The organism is Psychrosphaera sp. B3R10 (genome assembly GCF_018861025.1).
Lineage (GTDB): Bacteria > Pseudomonadota > Gammaproteobacteria > Enterobacterales > Alteromonadaceae > Psychrosphaera > Psychrosphaera algicola.
In genome coordinates, this window is record NZ_JAHKQH010000045.1 from 87895 (window position 1) to 111582 (window position 23688).

Annotated in this window: 24 protein-coding genes; 9 read left to right on the forward strand and 15 right to left on the reverse strand. The window is 40.1% G+C overall.

Translation table 11 applies throughout. The annotated features are described in order from the left end of the window. Positions 1-23 precede the first annotated feature (23 nt). The 3 genes from KO525_RS18135 to KO525_RS18145 all read left to right on the forward strand — a co-directional run bounded on the left by KO525_RS18135 (position 24) and on the right by KO525_RS18145 (position 2193). Positions 24-641, forward strand: a complete 618-nt coding sequence (locus KO525_RS18135) for a TorF family putative porin (RefSeq protein ID WP_215965249.1) — start codon at positions 24-26, stop codon at positions 639-641. 183 nt (positions 642-824) lie between these two features. Continuing rightward, positions 825-1088 carry a DUF4404 family protein gene (locus KO525_RS18140; RefSeq protein ID WP_215965250.1) on the forward strand — a complete coding sequence of 88 codons (264 nt, stop codon included), beginning with the start codon at positions 825-827 and terminating at the stop codon, positions 1086-1088. Between the two features lie 379 nt (positions 1089-1467). After that, a complete protein-coding gene (locus tag KO525_RS18145; RefSeq protein ID WP_215965251.1) occupies positions 1468-2193 on the forward strand; it encodes a SapC family protein in 726 nt (241 codons plus the stop codon). Positions 2194-2341: 148 nt separating this feature from the next. Here the strand turns inward: KO525_RS18145 and KO525_RS18150 are convergent, their stop codons facing one another. From KO525_RS18150 to KO525_RS18175, 6 genes are all read right to left on the reverse strand, one after another. Beyond that, positions 2342-3625 (reverse strand): inorganic phosphate transporter, encoded by a 1284-nt coding sequence (locus KO525_RS18150; RefSeq protein WP_215965252.1) that lies wholly within the window; start codon positions 3623-3625, stop codon positions 2342-2344. Between the two features lie 33 nt (positions 3626-3658). Further along, on the reverse strand, positions 3659-4336 hold the full coding sequence (locus KO525_RS18155; RefSeq protein WP_215965253.1) for a TIGR00153 family protein: 678 nt from the start codon (positions 4334-4336) through the stop codon (positions 3659-3661). Positions 4337-4598: 262 nt separating this feature from the next. Next, positions 4599-5306 carry a phosphate signaling complex protein PhoU gene (gene phoU / locus KO525_RS18160; RefSeq protein ID WP_215965254.1) on the reverse strand — a complete coding sequence of 236 codons (708 nt, stop codon included), beginning with the start codon at positions 5304-5306 and terminating at the stop codon, positions 4599-4601. Positions 5307-5354: 48 nt separating this feature from the next. Next, positions 5355-6179: a phosphate ABC transporter ATP-binding protein PstB gene (gene pstB / locus KO525_RS18165; RefSeq protein ID WP_215965255.1), complete on the reverse strand. Its 825-nt coding sequence runs from the start codon at positions 6177-6179 to the stop codon at positions 5355-5357. Between the two features lie 55 nt (positions 6180-6234). Further along, positions 6235-7884, reverse strand: a complete 1650-nt coding sequence (gene pstA, locus KO525_RS18170) for a phosphate ABC transporter permease PstA (RefSeq protein ID WP_215965256.1) — start codon at positions 7882-7884, stop codon at positions 6235-6237. Positions 7885-7917: 33 nt separating this feature from the next. After that, complete coding sequence (locus tag KO525_RS18175) at positions 7918-10182, reverse strand: ABC transporter permease subunit (protein WP_371744440.1); 2265 nt, start codon at positions 10180-10182, stop codon at positions 7918-7920. 228 nt (positions 10183-10410) lie between these two features. On the opposite strand from KO525_RS18175, the gene KO525_RS18180 reads away from it, so the two are divergent. Continuing rightward, entirely contained in the window at positions 10411-10917 is a 507-nt protein-coding gene (locus KO525_RS18180) for a glycine cleavage system protein R (protein ID WP_215965258.1), read from the forward strand. A gap of 94 nt (positions 10918-11011) precedes the next feature. Here KO525_RS18180 and KO525_RS18185 read toward each other — a convergent pair whose 3' ends face one another. From KO525_RS18185 to KO525_RS18205, 5 genes are all read right to left on the reverse strand, one after another. Continuing rightward, positions 11012-11980, reverse strand: a complete 969-nt coding sequence (locus KO525_RS18185) for a PstS family phosphate ABC transporter substrate-binding protein (RefSeq protein WP_215965259.1) — start codon at positions 11978-11980, stop codon at positions 11012-11014. Positions 11981-12325: 345 nt separating this feature from the next. Further along, positions 12326-13636 (reverse strand): phosphate regulon sensor histidine kinase PhoR, encoded by a 1311-nt coding sequence (gene phoR / locus KO525_RS18190; RefSeq protein ID WP_215965260.1) that lies wholly within the window; start codon positions 13634-13636, stop codon positions 12326-12328. A gap of 8 nt (positions 13637-13644) precedes the next feature. Further along, positions 13645-14328 (reverse strand): phosphate regulon transcriptional regulator PhoB, encoded by a 684-nt coding sequence (gene phoB, locus KO525_RS18195; RefSeq protein WP_215965261.1) that lies wholly within the window; start codon positions 14326-14328, stop codon positions 13645-13647. A 180-nt stretch (positions 14329-14508) separates the two neighbouring features. After that, complete coding sequence (locus KO525_RS18200; protein WP_215965262.1) at positions 14509-15048, reverse strand: hypothetical protein; 540 nt, start codon at positions 15046-15048, stop codon at positions 14509-14511. A gap of 66 nt (positions 15049-15114) precedes the next feature. Next, on the reverse strand, positions 15115-15810 hold the full coding sequence (locus KO525_RS18205) for a HupE/UreJ family protein (RefSeq protein WP_215965263.1): 696 nt from the start codon (positions 15808-15810) through the stop codon (positions 15115-15117). Positions 15811-15988: 178 nt separating this feature from the next. Here KO525_RS18205 and KO525_RS18210 point away from each other — a divergent pair, with 178 nt between their 5' ends. Next, entirely contained in the window at positions 15989-16414 is a 426-nt protein-coding gene (locus tag KO525_RS18210; protein ID WP_215965264.1) for a hypothetical protein, read from the forward strand. 137 nt (positions 16415-16551) lie between these two features. Here the strand turns inward: KO525_RS18210 and KO525_RS18215 are convergent, their stop codons facing one another. From KO525_RS18215 to KO525_RS18225, 3 genes are all read right to left on the reverse strand, one after another. Next, entirely contained in the window at positions 16552-17463 is a 912-nt protein-coding gene (locus KO525_RS18215; protein WP_215965265.1) for a porin, read from the reverse strand. A 192-nt stretch (positions 17464-17655) separates the two neighbouring features. Beyond that, on the reverse strand, positions 17656-18510 hold the full coding sequence (locus KO525_RS18220) for a metallophosphoesterase (protein ID WP_215965266.1): 855 nt from the start codon (positions 18508-18510) through the stop codon (positions 17656-17658). After that, on the reverse strand, positions 18507-19082 hold the full coding sequence (locus KO525_RS18225; protein ID WP_215965267.1) for a hypothetical protein: 576 nt from the start codon (positions 19080-19082) through the stop codon (positions 18507-18509). Before KO525_RS18225 ends, KO525_RS18220 begins: the two co-directional genes overlap by 4 nt. A gap of 216 nt (positions 19083-19298) precedes the next feature. On the opposite strand from KO525_RS18225, the gene KO525_RS18230 reads away from it, so the two are divergent. The 3 genes from KO525_RS18230 to KO525_RS18240 all read left to right on the forward strand — a co-directional run bounded on the left by KO525_RS18230 (position 19299) and on the right by KO525_RS18240 (position 21945). Continuing rightward, positions 19299-20219 (forward strand): Dyp-type peroxidase, encoded by a 921-nt coding sequence (locus KO525_RS18230; protein ID WP_215965268.1) that lies wholly within the window; start codon positions 19299-19301, stop codon positions 20217-20219. A gap of 167 nt (positions 20220-20386) precedes the next feature. Beyond that, positions 20387-20725: a P-II family nitrogen regulator gene (locus KO525_RS18235; RefSeq protein ID WP_215965269.1), complete on the forward strand. Its 339-nt coding sequence runs from the start codon at positions 20387-20389 to the stop codon at positions 20723-20725. An 11-nt stretch (positions 20726-20736) separates the two neighbouring features. Beyond that, positions 20737-21945: an ammonium transporter gene (locus KO525_RS18240; protein WP_215965270.1), complete on the forward strand. Its 1209-nt coding sequence runs from the start codon at positions 20737-20739 to the stop codon at positions 21943-21945. A 67-nt stretch (positions 21946-22012) separates the two neighbouring features. Here KO525_RS18240 and argR read toward each other — a convergent pair whose 3' ends face one another. Next, positions 22013-22477: a transcriptional regulator ArgR gene (gene argR, locus KO525_RS18245; protein WP_215965271.1), complete on the reverse strand. Its 465-nt coding sequence runs from the start codon at positions 22475-22477 to the stop codon at positions 22013-22015. 141 nt (positions 22478-22618) lie between these two features. Here argR and mdh point away from each other — a divergent pair, with 141 nt between their 5' ends. After that, entirely contained in the window at positions 22619-23557 is a 939-nt protein-coding gene (mdh, locus tag KO525_RS18250; protein WP_215965272.1) for a malate dehydrogenase, read from the forward strand. Positions 23558-23688 lie beyond the last annotated feature (131 nt).

Consider the following 23688-nt stretch of genomic DNA (forward strand, 5'->3'; position numbering starts at 1 on the left):
ACAAAAATCTAGGGAACTTTCACATGAAAAAAACACTTTTAACAGCATTATTAAGCGCAACAATCCTTGCACCAGTAGCAGCACAGGCTGAATGGTCTGCAAACGCAGGATATGTTTCTCAGTATCACTTCCGTGGTGTACAACAAACAGCATTCGGTTCTGGTAGCGCTGGTATCGATTATGAAAAAGGCAACTTGTCAGCTGGTGTTTGGGCTGCAGACGTTTTTGACGGACTTGAAATTGACCTTTACGGTGCATACGGTCTTGAAACTGAAAGCGGTTTTGCATTAAGTGTTGGTGTTACAACTTACCAATACACTGGTGATTTTGACACGTCTTACAACGAATTAAACTTATCAGCTGGTAAAGGCGCATTAAGCGTTGAATTAACATTTGGTACTCACGAAGACGGTGCTGACGATGGCGACGCAAGCTACACATTCTTAGGTGCTACGTACTCTGCTGATAACGGCGTATACGGAACAGTTGGCGTATTTGGCGGCGATTGGGAAGGTAGTTATGTTGAAGCGGGTTACGGAACAACTGTAGGCGAATTTGACCTAGGTGTTTCTCTTATCGTTTCTGGTTCAGACCTTGATGATAATGAATCATTAGTATTTAGCCTTGGTAAATCTTTCTAATTGTAGATTGACAAACAATAGCTAAATCTTCAAAAGCCGCGTAAAGCGGCTTTTTTGTGCCTACTGATCAGCCAAAAGTAAAACTCAGTTAGTTGTTGATATCTGCGCCAATTGAATTCCTTGCAACTTTGCTATTTTTAACACCTCAACTATATTTGAAGAGTGAGAAAACTGGAGAAAGATATGCAATCAAGACAATTGTTGGATTCGGTCGTTGAATTACATACGGCGTTAGAAACGATGCCAAATGTGGACGATGCATTATTGGAACAGGCGCGAGAATTAGATGCACAGATGCATCAAATGATTAAGTCTAACGAACTTAAAGCCGAAGAGTCGCTAACAGAACAACTGTTGGCAATGGAGACACAGTTTGCTGTTGAGCACCCAACTCTAGAACGGTTGACGAGAGAAATAATCGACCGGTTATCACAAATGGGTATATAAATACCAAAAGTCCTTACAATATTGCCTAACTACGGTGGATTTTCATTCGCCTGTTCGATTATTTCAATCTTTTAGTTGTTTCCCCCTTTTATTTGTGGATATTGTCCACATGTAGTTTACAAACATAAATAGTCGAATTTAAACATCATGGACTTTTCCGGTATTAACAAATCGTCATCTGATTCATTTCATCAGCAAAAGAACATGATTAAACAAGTATTGGCTGGAAAGTCTGTACCTTGTCTCAAATGTAAAAAACCGTTAAAAGTAGAAACGATTGAGACTGGCCTACACCTTTTCTGTGCCGCTGGTTGTACCGATGTTAAATTGGACACATAATAAAGGGTCTTAAAGGCCTCGGAACCCAAGGAGAATAACAATGGCAACTAATTTTCAGCCGTTAAATAAAGAAACGCACAAGAATGTCAAAATCAAAACAATTTCTAATGTTGAAGATCTTGCGGGACAACATGCACTAGGTGTTGTTGTTCAAGAGTTTGCACTTGCTGGTAATCAATACCCGATTGCATTTGTTAAAGATAAAAGCGAAAGTTTCTTTCCGGTCGCCATTTTGGGATTAGAACAAGGTAAAAACTTGTTTGTTAGCGAAGAAAACAAATGGGATGGCATGTACATGCCTGCACGTTACACTCATAAACCATTTAGCGTTATCCCTAACCCAGATGATAAGAATCTATACGGTATTGCAATCGACGTCGACAGCGAAGTTGTGAGCGATTCTGAAGGTGACGCTTTGTTTAACGAAGATGGTTCAGAGTCTGAGTATTTAGACAAACGTAAAGCGTCTTTAATGAGCTACGTAGAGAATGAGCAAATGACAAAAGCGTTTGTTGAACTTCTTGTTAAACACGACCTACTTAGCGCACAGAACATCAGTGTTAAAGTTCAAGGTAAAGAATACGTATTAAACGGCTTAAATATTGTTGATGAAAAGAAACTGAATGCGTTGTCTGATGAAGACTTCTTAGAGATCCGTAACCGTGGTTTCCTTGGACCGATTTTTGCTCATTTAGGCTCTATGCATCAAGTAACCAACCTGATCCAACGCCAAGCTAAAGTATTAGCAGCCGCTGAAGCAGCATAAATACTAAGAGTAAACACGCTTCATATTTAGCGTAAATTTTAGATATAAAAAAGCCGCTTATAAAGCGGCTTTTTTTATGTCCGTTTGTTTATGATAATAAAAACAAACGGACGAAATATGCATTCATTTAAAATACATCAAAGGGCTATTAAGCTACCCCAAAGACAGCTTTTAGAATGAAGAACATAACAATCGATATTCCGGCGCCGATTGGTAGGGTAATTACCCACGAAATCACGATGTTACGTACAACACCCATATTTAACGCAGCGATACCACGAGCAAGACCTACACCTAACACGGCCCCTACTAAGGTTTGTGTTGTTGAAATTGGCAAGCCTGTACCTGAAGCGATAATAACGGTTGATGCTGCGGCAAGTTCAGCAGCAAAACCACGACTAGGGGTTAAATGCGTAATGCCATTACCAATTGTCGCAATTACACGATGACCGAAAAGGGCTAAACCTGCAACGATACCAAATCCACCAAGTGGTAATATCCACCAAGCAAGTGCAGCTTTAGCAGCGATTTCACCATCATTTTGTACAATAGACACAACCGCAGCCAAAGGACCAATTGCGTTAGCAACGTCATTCGAACCGTGGGCAAATGCCATACAACATGCGGTAACAACCATCAACACTGCAAATATTTTTTCAACATTGTTGAAATGCATTTCTTTGTCAGCTTTAGGGTCAATCTCAATTTTGCTTATGAAGTACTTACCAATCAATGCAATAGCAATACCGATGATAATCGCATAAACATAAGACTCAGTGGTTGAAATTGAAAACTCGCCTGATTTCATGACATGTTTAAGACCTTTTTTGATCGTGACCAAGGCCATAACAAATCCAGCAAGAAACATATAAAACGGAACGTACTTTTTGGCATTAGCTAAAGGATCTTTAGTATCAAAGATCAGCCGCTGTGCCGACATAAATATAAAGTAGGCTAAGGTTCCGGAGAGGGCGGGGGTTACAATCCAACTGCCGACTATGCCACCAACTTTTGCCCAATTAACGGCATCAACACCAACACCAACAGCCGCAAAACCAACAATGGCTCCGACAATTGAATGGGTCGTTGATACAGGCCAACCTAAGTATGACGCAACAGCTAGCCATATAGCAGCGGCAAATAGTGCCGAAATCATACCAATTACAAGATATTCAGGGTTGGCGATAAAAGGAGTAGAATCGATAATGCCTTTACGGATGGTAGAAGTTACTTCCCCACCTGCTAAATAAGCACCAGCAAATTCAAAGATCATCGCAATTATGATGGCTTGTTTAATTGTTAGCGCTTTAGAGCCAACTGATGTTCCCATTGCATTGGCAACGTCATTTGCACCAATACCCCAGGCCATGAAAAAACCGACTACTGCCGCAAGAACGATCAGCATTACGCCGTAAGTTGAAATAATGTCCATTGAAATACCTAACTATTTTTTTATTAACATTAATTATCGCGCGAGCATAAGCTCAAGGCGTGAACCAACTCGTTCGGCAACATCTGCCAAATCACCAATCCATTCGAGCATACGATAGGTCACCATGACATCAATCGGGTTTAATTCGTTTTCTAACTTTTTATAAGCCATGCGGATATTGATCTGCATCGTGTCCGTATCATCTTCGATTTTGTCCAATTCAGTGATAATACGAGCAACAAGTTCAACTTCACGTCCTCTGAAACCAGTTTCTAATAACTCGTCAAATTCGTTGATAGCTTTACGTGCTTGTTCGGTAGCATCGACATTACGTTGGATAAATGCTTTAAATTCAGTTTGAATCGACAATGGGATAGTCAACTCACGGCCAAGGAAGCGACCAGAAATATCTTTTGCGCGGTTGGCAATTTTATCTTGTTGGGTAATTAACTCTAACAAGTCTGTACGTTCAACAGGAAGGAATAAACCACGAGGTAAATTCATACGTATTTCACGTTTTAGCACGTCGGCTTGTTTTTCAGCGTGGGAAATTTGAGCGCGGATCTTGGCGGCTTCTTGCCAATCTTCTGCAAAAACAGCGTCAAAAAATGGCAACAATAGTTCAACTGCTTCTTGAACCTGATTGATGTGCTCTTCTAAAGGTTTTAGAGGAGACTTTGCAAATACGCCTAATATTGAATGAGCGGCCATATTTATACCTTTATTTATTTGGTAAACAGCAAATTTGTTGTGTTGTAAAATTCTGCGTTAACACAACAACTAAATTCCTAGTTCTATAGTGTAGTTGTAAAATATAGACCTAGGTTGAGCGGAACGCAGTTTATGTCACTTTTATTACATTATTATGACAGAAATGACTTCGCGCGGTATTTTAACCATAAAATTGCCGCAGGTGTGAAAAAACCGCTTATTTAAGCGGTTTTTTTACTGTTGACAAGCTTACGCATAATATTTATGAAAGCACGTTATTTTGAATGTCCTTTTCAGAAGTATGGCGTACATCGGTGCCTTTAACAAAATAGATAACGTATTCAGAGATGTTTTGGCATCGGTCACCAATGCGTTCTAACGAGCGCACTGACCAAAAGACATCCATAACCTTTGGAATAGAACGTGGATCTTCCATCATGTAGGTCATTAATTGGCGTGTAATAGCTTCGTACTCTTTGTCCAAAATTTTATCTGACTTATGTACTTCAAATGCCGCGTCAACGTCCATTCGCGCAAATGCATCTAATACTTGGTTCAACATATGGATCGCTTTGCGGCCCATGTTGTCCATCGACACCAAAAACTCCTGTTGTGTCTTATTAAACGATTCCAATGCGACTTTAGCAATTCGTTCTGCTTCATCTCCAATGCGCTCTAAATCAGTTATAGTTTTGACAATTGCAAGTACTAAACGTAAATCTGACGCCGCTGGTTGACGTTTGGCAATGATACGTGTGCATTCCTGATCGATTTGAACTTCCATCCGGTTGATCAAATAATCGGTTTCCAATACACGTTTTGCTAAGGCTTGGTCTGAATTGTTAACGGCATTTAACGCATTGGTTAACTGCTGTTCAACAAGACCGCCCATTTTTAATACGTCATTTCTGATCTGCTCCAATTCTTCATTAAATTGGCCTGAGATGTGTTTGTTTAAATTTAATTCCATGTTTCCCCCTAAGTCGCTATTTAACCTGTTACTACTAAGACCCGGTTGTTAACCGTAACGACCCGTAATGTAATCTTCAGTCTTTTTCATTTTTGGTGTAGTAAATAGCGTATTTGTATCGGCGTGCTCGATTAGTTGCCCCATATACATAAAGGCGGTTTGGTCAGAAACACGAGCGGCTTGTTGCATGTTATGCGTAACAATAACAACAGTGTATTTGTCTTTAAGCTCAGTGATCAATTCTTCAATAGTTAATGTTGAAATTGGATCTAGTGCTGAAGTTGGTTCATCGAGCAACAAAACTTCTGGTTCAATGGCGATTGCTCGGGCAATCACAAGTCGTTGTTGTTGACCACCAGATAGGCCTAGTGCACTGTCGTGTAAGCGGTCTTTCACTTCATTCCAAAGTGCTGCGTTTCGAAGAGAACGTTCAACTACTTCATCTAAAATGCGTCGGTCTTTTATGCCTTGTAAACGGAGCCCGTAAACCACATTTTCATAAATGGTTTTTGGAAATGGGTTAGGGCGTTGAAATACCATACCTACGGCACGACGAAGTGACGCAACATCAACTGACTTATCGTAGATGTTTTGGTTATGTAATAATATTTCGCCTTCAATACGACAAGTATCAACTAAGTCGTTCATTCGATTAATACAACGAAGTAATGTTGATTTACCGCAACCAGATGGACCGATAAAAGCAGTCACTTGGCCTTTTGGGATATTCATCGTAATGTTTTCTAACGCTTGTTTTTCTGCGTAATAAAGATCTAACTCTTTTATCCTAAGGGCAATCTGCTCATCTCTTAGGTTGTTTAAATCTATTACTGACGACGTTTTGTTGCTCATATCTGGTGCTACAGAAATCATCTCACACTCTCTTACTTTCTTTAATCTTTAAAATTCTATTTAGCTAGTGACCGGTTTAGTGCTCTAGCGCTTTATATTTTTCGCGTAAATGGTTACGAATGCCAATCGCTGTAATATTTAGCGCAACGATAACCGTCACTAATAAAAACGATGTTGCATAAACCAAAGGCCTTGCGGCTTCTACGTTTGGACTTTGGAAGCCCACATCGTAAATATGAAAACCTAAGTGCATAAACTTGCGATCTAAGTGTACAAACGGAAAGTTTCCGTCGACAGGTAAGGTAGGTGCCATCTTCACGACACCAACTAACATTAATGGTGCGACTTCACCTGCTGCGCGGGCAACGGCTAAGATCAGACCCGTCATAATTGCTGGGCTGGCCATAGGGATCACGATACGCCATAGTGTTTCTGCTTTTGTTGCCCCTAATGCTAATGAACCTTGACGTAACGAACCTGGAATACGAGATAGGCCTTCTTCTGTTGATACAATAACAACAGGTAAAGTTAATATCGCTAATGTTAGTGCCGACCACATTACACCTGGGGTGCCAAACGTAGGTCCTGGCAAAGCTTCAGGGTAAAACAATTGGTCGAGTGAACCACCAAACATATATACGAAGAACCCTAGACCAAATACACCATAGACAATAGATGGGACACCGGCCAAATTGATAACCGCGATACGGATGATTTTGGTTACTGCACTGTTCCCTGCATATTCATGAAGGTAAATTGCAGCGATAACCCCAAATGGTGTAACAATAACAGCCATTAACATTACCATAAAGACCGTACCAAATATGGCTGGGAACACCCCACCTTCGGTATTGGCTTCACGCGGGTCATCAAATATAAATTTCGATATTTGTTTTCCGTATCGTGCAACCTTGCCAAAAAAGTTCATGTCGTTTGGAAATGCGACATCCAAGATGTAGTTCATTGGCAATGATACTAATTCACCGCGCATATCTTTTACTATGACTTCGTCACGTTTCGCTTGGTTACGATAAGCAAATAGTTGCTTTTCGTATTCGCGATATTCCAAATTAAGTTCGGCGCGTCGGTCATATAGCTCTTGAACTTTTTCAGCGGTTAATGTGCCTTCTAATTCATACTTTCGTTGTTTTAATCTAAGTCGTTCTAGTTCGTAGTTTATTGCACCGATTTCATCGTTTTGTAAATCTAATGCCAAATCATTGAGTTCAACAGCGCGTTCAATAGCTTGTTCTAATGCGGCTTCTTTGTTTTCAACGATACGTTTGCCGTCGGCTATTACCGCTTCAACAAAACCGTAAAAGTTACCATTTTTGCTGCGTTCAAATACAGCGAGACCACTAGGTGTGTCGCTTTGTGTAATTTCAGGACTTAATATCCACTGAAAATCCAGTTCAACAAATTCGCGGTTACCGGTTTTCACTAATAGGCGTTCAACTTCCTCGCCTTGAATGTTATCAAACTTGATCCCAGCTTCGATAAGGCGTTGTGTTGGAACTAATTCGCGGTCATATATTTCACCGATAACAGTGTAGCTTTGACCCGTTTGGGTATTCACGCCAAACTGATAAATATCTGACGGCCAAAAATACGAAAGGCCGCGACTTGCAATTAATAATAGTAACCCGATTACAGATATCAAGCTGATGCTAACTGCACCAGCTGTCATCCAGATCCAAGGGGCACCTGATTTAAACCATGACTTCATTCTAAATTCTCCAAAATCTTAAGTAGGTGCGCATTAAAGTGAGCTGTACTTTTCACGTAAACGTTGGCGAACGAATTCCGCAATCGTGTTAAAAAAGAAGGTGAATATAAACAATACAAAGGCGGCTAAGAACAAGATACGGTAGTGCGAACTGCCGACTTCCGACTCTGGCATCTCAACAGCGATATTTGCTGACAATGTGCGCATTCCTTCAAATATGCTCCAGTCCATAATTGGTGTGTTACCTGTGGCCATCAATACAATCATTGTTTCGCCAACTGCGCGGCCTAGCCCCATCATTACAGCAGAAAAGATACCTGGGCTTGCTGTTAACAAAACTACTTTTACTAAGGTTTGCCACTGCGTTGCGCCTAGTGCTAATGAACCAGATGATAAGGTTTTTGGTACACTAAATACCGCATCTTCCGCAATTGAGAATATGGTTGGGATAACTGCAAAGCCCATTGCGATTCCAACAATTAACGAGTTTCGTTGGTCGAATGTTATGCCTAAGTCGTTGGTGATAAAGAGACGTGTATTACCATTAAATAACCACAGTTCAACTAGCGGACTTAACGCAAACGATGTCCAGCCAACAATAACAACAATAGGTAGTAAAATAATTGAATCCCATCCGGCAGGTACTTTATTACGTACTTTAGTCGGTAAGTTGTGCCAAATAAATGCAGTTATAAAAACCGAAAGTGGCAACAATATGAGTAACAATACAACACCAGGAAGATGTTCTTCGATGACGGGGGCAAGCCATAGGCCAGCTAAAAATCCTAAGATAACCGTTGGTAATGCTTCCATAATTTCAACCGTTGGTTTTACTATCTTACGAACGCTTGGGGCCATAAAGTATGCGGTGTAAACCGCTGCCGCTAAACCAATTGGTACGGCGAACATCATTGCATACATCGCTGCTTTTAGGGTGCCAAACGAAATTGGTACTAGGCTAAATTTAGATTCAAAATCGTCACTTGCAGAAGATGATTGCCAAATGTAGTCGGCTTCTGGGTAACCTTCGTACCATACTTCTTGCCATAGTCCCGACCAACTAACTTCAGGGTGTTCGTTTTCAATTTTAAACACACTCAAGCCTTTTGCAGAATAAATCACAATGGCGTTAGAGCGCGGCGAAAATTCAAAATCGAGAATTGCCTGGTCCACTAATTGCCCTTGCCATAATTCCGCTTCAGAAGTGGTATGGAATATATTTGCTTCACCGCTTTTAGTTACCGCGGTAAATGTTCTGCGATAAAATTCAGGGTAAATAGCAACAACTGCTTTATCTTCGGTGTCTACTGCCATTTGGAAATGACGAGATTGAATAAACGCTCGTCCATCCGCACTATTTGTTTCAAACCACTGACCAATGTAACCATCACTGTAGCCAACCATCAGGGAGTTTGCGCCGGCCAGTAACTTTGCTGTAGTAATTGTCGCGGCGTTTCTGCCAACATCAACTGTATACAACAATTGAACATCTTCACCATCTCGGCTATTTGCGACATAGATATGTTTGTCGGTGACAACAAAGAGCCTTGATGCATCTGGGGAAATTAGAAGCTGTTGTATTGTTCCTGTAACAAAGTTTAAATCCGATTGATAAGACGTCCAGCTGAGTTCGTCAGTGAACATATCTTCTTCACTTTCTAAACGTGAGAAGATAACGTCATCATTGGCTGTTTTGTAAACGATGCCAATGGCGTTTTCGTCAGTTGCAAAAGCAAAGTTGGTCTTTTCACCGCGAGATAAAATATTTCTCGCTTCTCCTGCTGGGAGGTCTAGCGCCGGTGTAGGTTGCTCACCAAAAGGGTAAGTAATAACCGGAGTTAACGTGCGTACATCATTAGGAAACGCCACTCTAAATGACGGTTTGATTACAGTAATTTCACCGTGTTCGTTTAGATATGCATATTGTCCTTGATGAGGCGCACTTGAGGAAAATGCGATTATATTGTCATCGATGTTGGCATCAACGCTAGTAATTAGCTTACCTGTGCCCGAACCTTTGACGTTATAAAAGTCAACCATACCTTTGTCAGTTAAGCCAAACGCAATTTCGGTTTGTTCTTCTATCCCAACGGCGACGTATTTATTAGCCATAGTGCTAACTGAACTGCGAGGTTCAATATGAGCTGCATTAAATACGGGTTTCACCACGTACAATAAATAAAAGAAAATCAAAAGTAGTGCACAAAGGACTAAAACACCGCCCGTCATTACACCGTACTTTGCGAATTGATCTTTGAATAAACGTTTTGAATCTGTTTTCAATCCGTTACTCGAAATTTGAGACATACTAATTACCTGCCCTAGATTAGTTGCTGCGTATTATATTTCGTTATTGTTACAGTTATGTGACATAAGAAGGAAACGGGGGTCATGATAGAGAAATAAATATGATTAAATAATATACATTAGACAATTTGATTGCACTTTATCTGGGCATAGTGCTGGATTTTTTTTGATTTGTTGACAATACTCTTCCCAAATAATAAGAAAATAAGTGGCCAAGATATGAAGAAGCTTGTGTTAACAGTAATCGGTAAAGATAAAGTTGGGTTAGTACAGAACCTATCAAATGTTTTAGTAGAGAACCATGGCAATTGGCTTGCGAGTAACTTGTCTCATTTATCGGGCTATTTTGCTGGTGTTGTTGAAGTTGAAGTTGCTGAAGAGTTTATAAGTGATTTAACTTCTGCATTGTCACAAATGGACGATCTAAAAATAGATGTTCACGACGGTACGGGTAGTGAAAGTGACAAAAACCAACAAATTGAGTTTGTGATCACGGGTAATGATCGTAAAGGAATTGTTCGCGAATTATCTGAAATAATTCAGCATAAAGGTGCCAGCATAGTGAACTTTACGTCGAGTCGCCAAAGTGCGCCTAACTGGGGCGGAGGCTTGTTTCATGCAGTCGCAAAAGTCGAACTTCCGGTAGGTTTGGACGCAGATGTGATCGCAGAAGCGCTTGAAGAATTAGCCACAGATATCGTGGTGGATTTGGAGTTGGCAAGTTAAGGTTTGATTACAAATAGATTATTGTAATGCGATCAAAAAAGAGCACATTAAGTGCTCTTTTTTTGTTTTGGAAACTATCTAACGTTTATGACGTTTAGTTAAGACCAAGTACTTTAAGCTGTTTCTCGATAACTTTTGCTGGAAGAGGGATGTAACCGTCTTTTTCAACAATCTCTTGGCCTGTTTGAGATAACACCATTTTTACAAACTCAGTTTCCATTGGAGAAAGAGGCTTGTTTGGGTGCTTGTTTACGTAAACAAACAAGAAGCGAGATAGTGGGTACTTACCGTTAACCGCATTTTCCATGTTCGCATCTACATAGTTTGTGCCTTTCTTAGCAAGTGCAACAGCACGTACACCAGACGTTTTATAACCGATACCTGAATAACCAATACCGTTAAGCGAAGATGATACTGACTGGACGACAGATGCTGAACCAGGTTGTTCATTCACGTTGTTTTTAAAATCGCCTTTACATAGCGCTTTTTTCTTAAAGTAACCGTAAGTTCCAGAAACTGAATTACGACCAAATAACTGAACGTCTTTTGCAGCCCATTGACCTGTCAGGCCTAAATCGCCCCAGCGGTCGATATTTTGTGGTGCGCCACATTTACGTGTTGATGAAAATATTGCGTCGACATCAGATATTTTAAGCCCTTTAATCGGGTTGTCTTTATGTACAAATACCGCTAACGCGTCGATTGCAACTGGAATAGGTGTTGGCTTATAACCGAAACGTTTTTCAAATGCTTCGATTTCTTTAGACTTCATTTTACGGCTCATTGGACCGAAGTTTGACGTACCTTCCGTTAACGCTGGTGGCGCTGTTGATGAACCAGCTGCTTGAATTTGAATGTTAACGTTCGGGTATAAACGCTTAAATTCTTCAGCCCAAAAGGTCATCATGTTAGCTAATGTATCAGAACCAACAGTAGATAAATTGCCAGATATACCACTGGTTTTTTGGTAAGTAGGGATGTCTTTGTCTACGGCTACCGCAGAGGTCGATACTAACGTGGCTAACGTAAAACCAAGTGCGCCAACAAGTGCTTTAAGTTTCATTTTTTGCTCCGATTAAATAATCTGTTTTACCTGACGTTGGATAAGTTTTTACCCGAAAGGTTATGTTTTACTTTTCAATGTTGGCCATAGTAGAGATGAAATGTGACATCTTTATTACATGTGTCATTTATTCTGGTAATTAAATGCTAATGAGGTGTAAGTTGCTGAAATATAATAAGTATTTATTTTGTAAAATTCGTTATTGTTAGAAAATAACGTGCCAAATGATCTTTTAACGCTTGGCAAACGACGTTTTAAATAAAGTGTCTTTAATTTGTAATAAACTCGTTTTTGCGGGTTTGAAAGAGATTTCATATAGCCGTTTGGGCATGAAATCTCCTATCGTTATTGGCTTTCAGGCGGGCAGATGAATTTTTTATTAATGACAAAGCCAAATTGACTACCAACTTGTCGACGACTCGTAATGGTAAGTTTGCTGTCATGAATTTTTAATATACGATTGACGATAGACAAGCCTAAACCTGAACCTCCACTATCTCGTGTACGCGCTTCGTCAATTCGATAAAAACGTTCTGTTAGTCTTGAAATATGTTCCGGTGCAATTCCCTGTCCATTGTCTTTACAACAAAATTTAGCACCGCCTTTGTCGTCACTGAGCCATTCTATTTCTATTTTTCCGCCGGCAGGTGTGTACTTTACGGCATTAAATATCAAATTAGAAAAGGCACTACGGAGTTGCTCTTTGTCAGTTAACATCCACAATGATTTGTCGATATTTAAGGTGATTTCATGTTGGTTGTTCGATAGCGCAATTGCGTCAGACTGTATTTTTTCCAACAGTGCAGGGACGTCGGTGGGTTTGGCATATTGTGTTGGCTGGGCGTTTTCCAAACGTGTTAATGTCATTAGCTGCTCAACCAATGCTTCCATTCGTTGGGACTGTTCACTCATCATCTTGTGCGCTTGTGGCCAAATTCCCATCGATGGCGCTTCGTCATTAGGTAACATTTCTAAATAGCCGCGCATAACCGTTAATGGTGTTCGGAGTTCATGCGACACATTGGCGATAAAGTCTTTCCGCATTTGTTCCATGAGTCTAAGTTGAGTGACGTCGCGGGCAATTAACGTCCACTGATTTTTTTCAAACGGGGCGATTCTACATTCGAGTGTGATGTGTTCATTTAGCGGTGAAGAGAACTCAAATGGTTCGTCGTATTCTTTTTGTTCTAGATAGTGAATAAACTCAGGATGACGGAGAAAATTATCTAGACGGTTGCCAATATCACTTGGCATTTTGAAGCCCATCATTATTTGGGCTAACGTATTACACCAAACTATGGTTCTATCAGTGGTAAAAACAACAACGGCATCTGGCAATGATTCCGCGCCTTTGCGAAACCGTTTGATTAACAACCCTAACTCTTTGCGTTTTTGTTTGTGCTTACGTTGTAACTGAAACAGGCCATCAAAAAGTAGTGCCCAAGCGCCTTTGGCATTATACGGGGCAGAATTATTGTCGTACCACAGCCAATGAATGGCTTTTAGAAGATGAAAGTAATGCCAAATAATAATCGACAATAAACCAATAGCTATGGCTTGGTAGACATACCCGAAGGCCATTCCGATTAGGATAAAAGGCAACAATATTAACGCTACCTTTACAACAATATCCCTAATTTTTGGCAGTTGTATCATTTAAATCCTTAGTTGTTAGCTGAAAACCGATATCCTGAGCCTCGAACCGTTTGGATCATATGATTAACGTCGCCCATGGCTTTTCTCAAACGTCGTATTTGTACATCAACTGTACGATCTTCAACATAAACGTTTGTACCCCAGACATGATCTAATAATTGTTCCCTGCTGTAAACCCGTTCTGGGTGCGTCATGAAAAAATGCAGTAATTTAAATTCTGTTGGACCAAGCTCAATTCGTTCATCGTTTACCGTTACACGGTGTGAAACTGGGTCTAAAACCAGTCCATTAGCCTGCACTGAATCTTCAATTGAAGTCGGTGAAACACGGCGTAACACCGCCTTAATACGGGCCATGAGTTCTTTTGGTGAAAATGGCTTGGTCATGTAATCGTCCGCGCCTACTTCTAGACCTCGGATCTTATCTTCTTCTTCGCCGCGGGCTGTTAACATTATAATTGGAATGTCTTTGGTGTAGTCCTGCTGTTTCAGCGTTTTAGCAATCTGGATGCCGCTGGCACCGGGTAACATCCAATCGAGTAAAATAAGCACAGGTGAAGGGTCTATTAAATACTTTTGGGCTTCCTCAAAACTTTCGGCTTGAAGTGCTTCATAGCCATTTTGTTCAAGTACAAAAGCTAACATTTCTCTAATTGGTGCTTCGTCTTCAATTACTAATATTTTATTTGTCATTTTCTATTCATAAAATTGGAATAATTACTGTGAATACAGTATTAAATAAGTATATGACAATAATATGACAAAAGACTTAGGGGTAATAAAAAAATGACATTAAACGATCATTAAATAGAAACAATCATAAAATTGTTATGTCATTTAATAACTTAGAACTTTTTGGATGAAACTAAATGACTATTTTAGGCGATGTGATATGTATTGGCCTTCAACAATCAGGGTCACAATGACGGGCTTATCAGTGGTATTTTTCCAATACCAACCATGTGAACCGGAAAAAGGGGCGGTAAAACTGCCTTTCATCGTTTCTAATGTCGCAATCGCGTAACTTTCAAAATAGCCCGTAGTATCGCCTTTGGGTTCGCCGTGCAAATCGAAGTACAGTAAAGAGCCGTTGGTTTGCCATTCGTAGTTTAGTTTTTGATATTGCGTCATTACAAACTTGTATTCAACGCCACGTCCAGCTGGCACAATTACTTCTATGGTGACCGGCGGTTTATTTGTTGCGTTCTGGACAGGTTGTTTTAAGTTTGTGTTAATGGCATTTGTCGAAGTTTGAGTAAATACCGTTAGCCCTAATTTTTCACCTAGCCCGGTTGGGTCAATATTATATTCTGCAGGAAGAATAATGATCAGTAATACAGCCGCTGCAAAAATAAAGCTTAACAATGTGTATTTAATTAAAGCTGGCGTTGATAATAAAACTGTTTGTTGCATATTTAACTCTCTTTTTTCAATATGGCATTATTGAATTAATAATTATTGTTACACTTTTAAGCCCAACTAAATAAAGTATCCAGTTAACTGTAAGCCGAAGAGCATAAAGCCAGCGCTCATCAATAACCCATTTGTATATTTGGCAAATCGGATAAAACTCGGATGTGTTCGCCACGTATTAATTATCAATAAGATAAACGCTAATGCGGTAAATTGACCCAATTCAACACCTAGGTTGAACGCTAACAAATTGATCACTAAACCTTCATCCTGTAGTTGGAATTCCTGCAGTTTGGTGGCTAATCCAAAACCATGAAATAAGCCAAAGATGAGAACGACCAGTTGAGGATTAGGAGATTTTCCAAATAACGCGTTAAAGCCGCCTAAATTATCAAAGCCCTTATATAAAACTGACAAGCCAATAATCGCGTCGATTAAATAGGCGTTTATTTGAATGTCATTTAGAACGCCAAAGAGCAAAGTTAAACTATGCCCAAGTGTAAACATGCTGACATACAATAATACATCGCGACTTTTATGGATGAAAAATAGTACACCAACTAGAAATAATAAGTGGTCATAGCCTGTTACCATGTGTTTAGCGCCGATATACAAAAACGGGATAAACTGCACTCCCGAATGTTGTTGCAAGAATGCCCGGGTACTCTCATCAACACCGTGGGCAAAAAGTGCAAACGGTAAGCACAACGCGAGCAGACCGATAAGACTTAGCCAACGGAATCGAAGTAACGTGTCAAACATTCATATTTTCCTTACGGGCGATAAGATGGCGGATTAGGTGATAACGCACCTTAGCAAAAAAATGTAGATATTTGCGGTAAAGCTTGTTTTATTGGTTGAATTTTAGATAAGCAAATTGGTGTGTTTGCTATACAGTACAATAACCTTATGGGTGATAAATAAACGGTGAGGATGTTAAATGCACTATCAACATAAACAAATCGGTACGGCATTGTTGGTTGTAATGGCAGGGATTTTCGGTTTTGTCTTTTTTATGGCGATTGAAAAAAAAGCAGATATAGGTTGGCCAGTGTTTTTGGTGCTAGCGCCTGTCGCTTTTCTGTTCCACTCTCTTAATATCAACGTAGATTCTGACGTTATTAGGTGGTCTTTTGGCCCTGGCTTTTGGCGTAAGTCATTGCCGTTAGAAGCAGTGGATTCAGTAAGTTTGATCACAACTAAATGGTACTACGGGTTAGGGATCAGATACATTCCAACGGGCTGGTTATATACGGTATCAGGGACACAGGCGATTGCGCTAAAACTAAAAGATGGCACTACAATTAGCTTAGGTACAGATGATCCTGATAACTTGATTGCTGCGATAAACTCGGTTCTTAAATAGAGACAAGATCACTAGCTTTGTTTAGCTAATGACATAAACAAAAAAAACCGCAGGGTTAACCGCGGTTTTTGAATTTCTAATTAAAGCATAAGCAAATCGTATAAAAGGGTTGCTGAAGCTTTTATCATCGAGGCAAGTTAGAACTTTTGTTCTAGACCTAAACCTAAGTAATTTTTGTTGCTTCCAGAAGCATCATCATCTGAACCAAATGTCGTATAAAACGCAAATGCTTTGGTATTTTTACCTAATTTACGATCCGCACCGACGGTAAAGCCAGAATCATCTTCTAAGGTTTGGTATTGACCTTTTAAGTTATAGGCTCCCATTAGATACTCAGCACTGACCATAAAGCCATCTTTTTCGATGCCGGTATCAACACTTTCCTGAGTCTGGAACATAGCACCAAGTTTAACTGAACCGACTTTAGTTCCGCCCGTTAGTCGAGTTACGTTGTAGCCATTTAGTTCATTGTCCATCGCAACGGCTGCATAGTACTTGCCTTTTTTCAGGGCGCTGTCACCGTAAGTCACCGAAAGCGATGTCGCAGAATCGTCGTTCTCTTCATCGATGTAATAACTTGCACCAAACTGGAAGCCATTAACTTTAGGCGTTTTATAGGTTACTGAATCGTTAATGCGATTTTCACCTTTCCAGCCTACATTTTTTATATCGGCAGTTAAGTCAGAGAATAGGTCAAATTTTCCTTGAGACTGCTTTAAGACAGTATCGTTGCGGCCTAAAATAACCTCACCAAACGAGCCTTTAAGACCAATATATTGGTTACGTGATTTTAAGTTTTCTGTTGTAGATTCATCTGCCACATCAACTTGAATTTCGTATTTGTAAAACACTTCCAAGCCGCCTTTAAGCTTTTCAGAGCCCTTTAGGCCAAAACGAGATGAGTTGCTTTTTAATTCAGTTTCACCATCTGAGTTTTGTACGGTAACGTTAACTTTACCGTAAACGTCAGTCGTAAATTGAGCAGCAAATGCGCTGTTTGTCAGTGCACTTAGGGCAGCAACGGCGATGATTGGTCGCAATATTTTCATTTTAATACCTATATCAAGGAAGTTGTTTAACTTAATCCTAGACGCAAAATCGGCGTCTTGAAATATTTGACGGTATTAAATAGCACAAATGTTACAGAAATATTTCAATGTGAATAAAATATTTCATTTTTATTTCTGTTTTGTTTCTAAGATGTGACTTTTTTATTAATTTTTAGTGAGATAGAGAAAAACCTACCTAATTTCAATTTCGGCCGGTAAACAGACAGGATCGCATTGTTCAATTGTAATTGTATCTGGTGTAACCGTCATGATGGCAAATTTAACATCTTGAGTATCGGCGGTTATAAAGTGAGGCAAGCCCACTTCTTCTCGCTGGTAATAAGCAAATTTGTGTTTGTGGGCATGAAGCATTTGATCAAACCCATTTTTAGCCAAGAACTGGCTTAGATCTGGGGCTCTTCCCCAAGGTTCGATGTGTGACATACCAATGGTGTGTAGCCGTGTTTCGTCGTCAGAAATTGCTGAAGCTTGCTCTAACCAGTCTAGATCTGGCACGTCTTCAAATTCGTATTGGTTGTCGTTGTAGGCAACAAACTTCGTCCCTAAATATGAAAATGTAAAATCGTACTCACCAAACGTTTGAAGCCAAATATCGACCCCATAAGATAATGAGTCGTGGTTACCGATTACTGGAATAATAGGTTTGTTTGAATGATTCATGGCTTTACATGTCCACTCAAACTCCTGTTTTAATCCAGTTTCGACTAAGTCACCTAATAGAATAATAAAATCGACTTCTGCATAGGTGTTTAACAATTTTATCGTTTCGTCAAAATCTTCTGGAAATTGTTGTGGGTCGCCCAATAATGCAACTTTAAATGAATCGCCGATTTGTTTGGTTTGTTCAATCTGTTTAATCAACGCAAGGTTTTCATCAACGGATTGACCCGGGCAATAGACGTCGGTTTGCCATGGCGAAAGTTCGTAATCACAGCCCACCAAAATGAGTGTTGTTGCTACAGCAATTAAGGCTGTACGAAGATAATTATAGCCGTTTGAGGCGACAATATTCATAATTGAATTCAAAATCGTTTCCTTATACCAAAGCCATAACTTACGATGCCTTCCAAACCAAAGGCGTCGTAATTGTCATTATAAAATTCAAAATTTCTAACGTAATTTATCAGGCCAACATCTAGCACACTCCAATCCATATAAACTTGCAGGTCTGAATTGAAAGAAACAACTGTCTGATAGTTAAAAATAACGCGTTTTGCCGTAGGGAAATAATAGCCATCGGGCAGGTAATCTGGGCTTTTCTTATATATTTCGTCTTGGTGACCAATTAGACTTGCCAAACCAAAGTTAAATGGACTAATTGTTATAGACGTACCAAACAATTCGCTTTCAATACGAGTATCACCTTCATAGCGATATTTTAAACTCGTTAGCGTCATTTCTTCGTGGCTGTCTAGCTCTGGTACAAAACCAATGCCAATGGAAAAGTTGTGATTCTTATGGAGCGTTAGACCAAACGAAATATGTGCCATTCCCATTAATGAGCCTGTTTGCAATTCAACAAATTTCTCCACAGCGTGACCTGAGTGGCTAAAAAATAAACTGAAGATGAGAGTAACTATGATAATAAATTTGGACATTAATTGTTTTCTAACTATTCCACTTAAGGTACAGACCGGTCGGTTTGTAAATAATAAGGGCGGTTAAGGTGTTTTTCAATTTAAAAAGGCAAATTTGTGGTTATATAATAAAAGAGAGTTATCTATAGTTGAAATTTAGGACATAAGGTTATTGTTTTTATTAAGCTTAAGTGTATTTCAGAGTAGAATGCGTTAATACAAATGAAGAGGTGAATAATGGCGAGAGAACAATGGGGCATTTGTACTGAAGCAAATTTACATGGATTGCATTTGTTTTTTAATGCACATGAAGGTTACGAGCCCGTAATTAGAGAAGCGCTAAGCCAACTACCGAAAATCTTTGACGAAATTTCTGAACAGTTTTCCGAAGGTATGTTCAGTGGAGTTATTGCGATTGGTGCAAGTTTTTGGCAAGAACTTTACCCAGATGATATCCCCCCTGGTTTAAAACCATTTCCGGCAATGGGGCAAGACGACAGACAAATGCCGGCGTCGCCAATGGATTTGTTTATTCAACTTCGTTCTGACCGCCAAGATGTGAACTATATTGCGAGTCGCCGTATTTTAACTTTATTTGGTGAAACCATAGAACTAATCGAACAGGTGCCATGTTTTCGCTATCTAGACGGTCGTGATTTAACAGGCTTTGTAGATGGTACCGAAAATCCAAAAGGCAGAAAACGTCGTGAAATTGCATTACTAGCAGATGCCGGCAAGTTCACTGCTGGCAGCTTTGTTCATGTTCAACGCTATCGCCACCACCTTAATCGCTGGGATAAATTACCAACCCAGGAGCAAGAGTTGATCATTGGTCGGACAAAAATGGATGACAAAGAATTTTCAGCGGAAGATATGCCTTTAACCGCGCATGTGAAAAGATCAAATGTCAAAAATGCAGAAGGAAAAACGCGAGAGTTAATGAGACAAAGTATGCCCTATGGTGATTTAAGCCATCAGGGATTATTGTTTATCTCGTATTGCGCTGACCCTGATGCGTTTTCTGCGATCTTATCAAATATGGTCGTCGGTAATGATGATGGGGACTATGACCACTTGTTAAATTATACAACTGCAGAAACGGGGGCAGCCTTTTTTGCACCTTCAGTGGACTTTTTGGTAAACCAAGGCTCTCTCTAAATCTAGTCTTTCGCGCCAGTCTCCCTAGACACTATCATTCGGCTTTTATATGGGTGAAAAGATTTCATCCATATAAGTGACCAATACTCACCTGTAACTATTGCATATTTAACTGTGAATATTTAGGCTCTTTTTCAAAATAAATATGCAATCAACATGGTGTAAAAATGAAAAAGATTGAAGCAATCATAAAGCCGTTCCGTTTAGAAGACGTTCGTCTTGCGCTGCAAGAAGTAGGAGTCGTCGGCATGACGATCACTGAAGTAAAAGGGTTTGGACGCCAAAAAGGGCATACGGAAATGTATCGAGGCGCTGAATATCAGGTCGATTTTTTACCAAAAGTAAAAATTGAAATGATTGTCAACAGTGACGATGTGGAGCGCTGCATTGATGTCATTACCAATACAGCCAGAACTGGCAAAGTTGGCGATGGCAAAATTTTTGTAATTGATGTCGACCGTGTCGTGCGGATCCGTACTGGTGAAGAAAACAACGAAGCGATATAGGGTTAGACAAAATGCAAGAAATTAATAGTGCAGTAGAGACATTAGTCCAAAGCTCTAACACGTTATTTATATTACTCGGCGCTATAATGGTTTTTGCCATGCATGCCGGATTCGCCTTTTTAGAAGTTGGTACGGTTAGACACAAAAACCAAGTTAATGCGTTGGTTAAGATCATGGCTGATTTTGGCGTATCATGCGTAGCTTACTTTTTTGTTGGTTATTGGTTAGCGTACGATACGACCTTTTTTGCGAGTGCTCAGACGTTATCAGAAAACCATGGTTATGATTTAGTTAAGTTCTTCTTTTTAATGACGTTTGCGGCAGCAATTCCAGCTATCGTGTCGGGCGGTATTGCGGAACGTGGTCGTTTTTATCCATTTTTAATCGCATCCGCGTTGATAGTTGGTGTGGTATATCCAACGTTTGAAGGGATTATTTGGAATGGCAATTGGGGCTTTCAGGCTTGGTTAGAAGCGTTAACCGGCGCTCAGTTTCATGACTTTGCAGGTTCTGTGGTCGTCCATGGTGTAGGTGGTTGGTTAGCCTTTGTCGCTGTTATAATGTTGGGAATGCGACAAGGCCGAATACGTGGCGGTAAACTTGTGGCATTTGCACCATCTAACATTCCATTTTTAGCGTTAGGTGCTTGGATATTAAGTATCGGCTGGTTTGGCTTCAACGTGATGTCAGCACAAACACTGGATGGTATTTCAGGCCTTGTGGCGGTTAACTCATTAATGGCGATGGTCGGTGGTATATTAGCTGCTTTGTATTTTGGTAAAAATGACCCTGGTTTTATTCACAATGGTCCATTAGCGGGCTTGGTGGCGGTTTGTGCAGGCTCTGATGTCATGCATCCAATCGGTTCATTGTTTGTCGGTTTGATTGCTGGTGGCTTATTTGTTTGGTTGTTTACCTATGTACAGAACAAGTTTAAGTTTGATGATGTATTAGGTGTGTGGCCATTGCATGGCGTTTGCGGTGCATGGGGCGGTATTGCCTGTGGCATATTTGGTAGTGAAGCGCTCGGTGGTTTAGGTGGCGTATCATTGACAGCTCAAATTATCGGTACACTTGCTGGTATTACAATTGCGTTAGTCGGTGGTGGAATTGTTTACGGTTTGGTTAACAAATTCTCTGCTCTAAGAATGACAGATGAAGACGAATTTGTTGGTGCAGATCTTTCGATTCATAAGATCGGATCTATAAACGAAGATTAGTTTAAAGTAATTACTTATAAAAAATCCGCATGAAAATATGCGGATTTTTTTATTTTTGGCTAGTTATCTAGACAGTTTCAAACAATTGTTTCACGTTTGTTAGGGTATGTTCAATCTCACTTACCTTCAATGGTGCGATGAAAATAGTATCGTCGCCGGCGATTGTTCCAAGCACACCTTCGGCTTTTCCAACTGAATCGAGTAAGCGAGCAATGAGCTGCGCAGCGCCCGGACTGGTTCGGATTATAACCATAGACTCGTTGTGTTCTACATCGAGCACTAATTGTCTAAGAGGGCTCTTAGCGGTAGGCATACCAAGCTCTGCAGGCAAACAGTAGACCATTTCTTGTTTGGCATTACGGGTTCTAACAGCGCCAAATCGAGTCAGCATCCTTGAGACTTTAGATTGACTTACATTGTCAAATCCTTGAGCTTTTAGGGCGTCAACGATATCGCCTTGCGATCCGAAACGTTCTTCTTTTAGTAATGCTTTGAACGCTTTTATTAGCTCTTCTTGTTTGGTTTGACTCATGTAAATATTTTCCCCCACATTTAACAAATAAATAATAATTCATTTGCCGCTATAATACTAATTGCTATTTGAGTTTTTACTCATATTTAAGTATGGTTTGCCGGAAATCGTACTCTATAACCAATTAAACTGGAGAAATACATGAAAGTTGCAGTTTTAGGTGCCGCTGGTGGTATCGGTCAGGCTCTATCTTTATTACTAAAAACTCAGTTACCACAAGGTTCTGAATTAGCATTGTACGACGTAGCACCGGTTGTTCCAGGTGTTGCTGTTGACTTGAGCCACATCCCAACTTCTGTAAAAGTTGAAGGGTTTGGGGCAGACGACCTTGATAAGGCGTTAACGGGTGCAGACATTGTATTGATCCCAGCTGGTGTTCCACGTAAACCGGGTATGGATCGTTCTGACTTGTTCAACATCAATGCAGGTATCGTTAAAAACTTGGTTGAAGGTATTGCTGACCATGCACCAGAAGCATGTATCGGAATTATCACTAACCCTGTTAATACGACAGTTGCAATTGCTGCTGAAACGTTAAAAGCAAAAGGTAAATACAACCCAGCGAAATTGTTTGGTGTTACGACACTAGACGTTATTCGTGCAGAAACGTTTGTTGCTGCAGTTAAAGGTTTGGATTGTGAAGATATTGTAGTGCCTGTTATTGGTGGTCACTCTGGTACAACAATTTTACCTCTTCTTTCTCAAGTTGAAGGCGTAGAGTTCTCTCAAGAAGAAATTGAGCAATTAACTCACCGTATTCAAAATGCAGGAACAGAAGTTGTTGAAGCCAAAGCGGGTGGCGGTTCTGCTACTTTGTCTATGGGTCTAGCAGCAGCACGTTTTGCACTAAGCTTAGTAGACGCGCTTAACGGCGAAGAAGACGTATTTGAATACACATATGTTGAAGGTGACGGTTCTGATGCTCGTTTCTTCGCACAGCCAGTATTAATTGGTAAAAACGGTGTTCAAGAAATTCTTCATTATGGCGACTTAAGTGAATATGAAGAAAAATGTAAAGCTGAAATGATTGAAGGCTTACGTGGTGATATTAAACTAGGTGAAGATTTCGTTAACGCGTAATTAAACTTAAAATATCGTCAAAAAACCGCTTTGGGGCTTAGCCCTTAAGCGGTTTTTTATTATTCAGTAGGCGGTAAAATTACTGCTTTGATACGGGTTCAGTCCACCGTTTATGCCTAAGTCATACCTAA

Excerpts from the sequence above, each read along its gene's own strand:
- pstB (WP_215965255.1), bottom strand. The coding sequence starts at position 6,179 with ATGATTTCTGTAGCACCAGATATGAGCAACAAAACGTCGTCAGTAATA.
- KO525_RS18200 (WP_215965262.1), bottom strand. The coding sequence starts at position 15,048 with ATGCAACAAACAGTTTTATTATCAACGCCAGCTTTAATTAAATACACA.
- KO525_RS18185 (WP_215965259.1), bottom strand. The coding sequence starts at position 11,980 with ATGAAACTTAAAGCACTTGTTGGCGCACTTGGTTTTACGTTAGCCACG.
- KO525_RS18140 (WP_215965250.1), top strand. The coding sequence starts at position 825 with ATGCAATCAAGACAATTGTTGGATTCGGTCGTTGAATTACATACGGCG.
- argR (WP_215965271.1), bottom strand. The coding sequence starts at position 22,477 with ATGAGTCAAACCAAACAAGAAGAGCTAATAAAAGCGTTCAAAGCATTA.
- KO525_RS18205 (WP_215965263.1), bottom strand. The coding sequence starts at position 15,810 with ATGTTTGACACGTTACTTCGATTCCGTTGGCTAAGTCTTATCGGTCTG.
- KO525_RS18150 (WP_215965252.1), bottom strand. The coding sequence starts at position 3,625 with ATGGACATTATTTCAACTTACGGCGTAATGCTGATCGTTCTTGCGGCA.
- KO525_RS18180 (WP_215965258.1), top strand. The coding sequence starts at position 10,411 with ATGAAGAAGCTTGTGTTAACAGTAATCGGTAAAGATAAAGTTGGGTTA.
- KO525_RS18210 (WP_215965264.1), top strand. The coding sequence starts at position 15,989 with ATGCACTATCAACATAAACAAATCGGTACGGCATTGTTGGTTGTAATG.
- KO525_RS18135 (WP_215965249.1), top strand. The coding sequence starts at position 24 with ATGAAAAAAACACTTTTAACAGCATTATTAAGCGCAACAATCCTTGCA.
- KO525_RS18155 (WP_215965253.1), bottom strand. The coding sequence starts at position 4,336 with ATGGCCGCTCATTCAATATTAGGCGTATTTGCAAAGTCTCCTCTAAAA.
- KO525_RS18145 (WP_215965251.1), top strand. The coding sequence starts at position 1,468 with ATGGCAACTAATTTTCAGCCGTTAAATAAAGAAACGCACAAGAATGTC.
- pstA (WP_215965256.1), bottom strand. The coding sequence starts at position 7,884 with ATGAAGTCATGGTTTAAATCAGGTGCCCCTTGGATCTGGATGACAGCT.
- KO525_RS18240 (WP_215965270.1), top strand. The coding sequence starts at position 20,737 with ATGCAAGAAATTAATAGTGCAGTAGAGACATTAGTCCAAAGCTCTAAC.
- phoB (WP_215965261.1), bottom strand. The coding sequence starts at position 14,328 with ATGACAAATAAAATATTAGTAATTGAAGACGAAGCACCAATTAGAGAA.
- phoR (WP_215965260.1), bottom strand. The coding sequence starts at position 13,636 with ATGATACAACTGCCAAAAATTAGGGATATTGTTGTAAAGGTAGCGTTA.
- KO525_RS18215 (WP_215965265.1), bottom strand. The coding sequence starts at position 17,463 with ATGAAAATATTGCGACCAATCATCGCCGTTGCTGCCCTAAGTGCACTG.
- mdh (WP_215965272.1), top strand. The coding sequence starts at position 22,619 with ATGAAAGTTGCAGTTTTAGGTGCCGCTGGTGGTATCGGTCAGGCTCTA.
- phoU (WP_215965254.1), bottom strand. The coding sequence starts at position 5,306 with ATGGAATTAAATTTAAACAAACACATCTCAGGCCAATTTAATGAAGAA.
- KO525_RS18225 (WP_215965267.1), bottom strand. The coding sequence starts at position 19,082 with ATGTCCAAATTTATTATCATAGTTACTCTCATCTTCAGTTTATTTTTT.
- KO525_RS18235 (WP_215965269.1), top strand. The coding sequence starts at position 20,387 with ATGAAAAAGATTGAAGCAATCATAAAGCCGTTCCGTTTAGAAGACGTT.
- KO525_RS18230 (WP_215965268.1), top strand. The coding sequence starts at position 19,299 with ATGGCGAGAGAACAATGGGGCATTTGTACTGAAGCAAATTTACATGGA.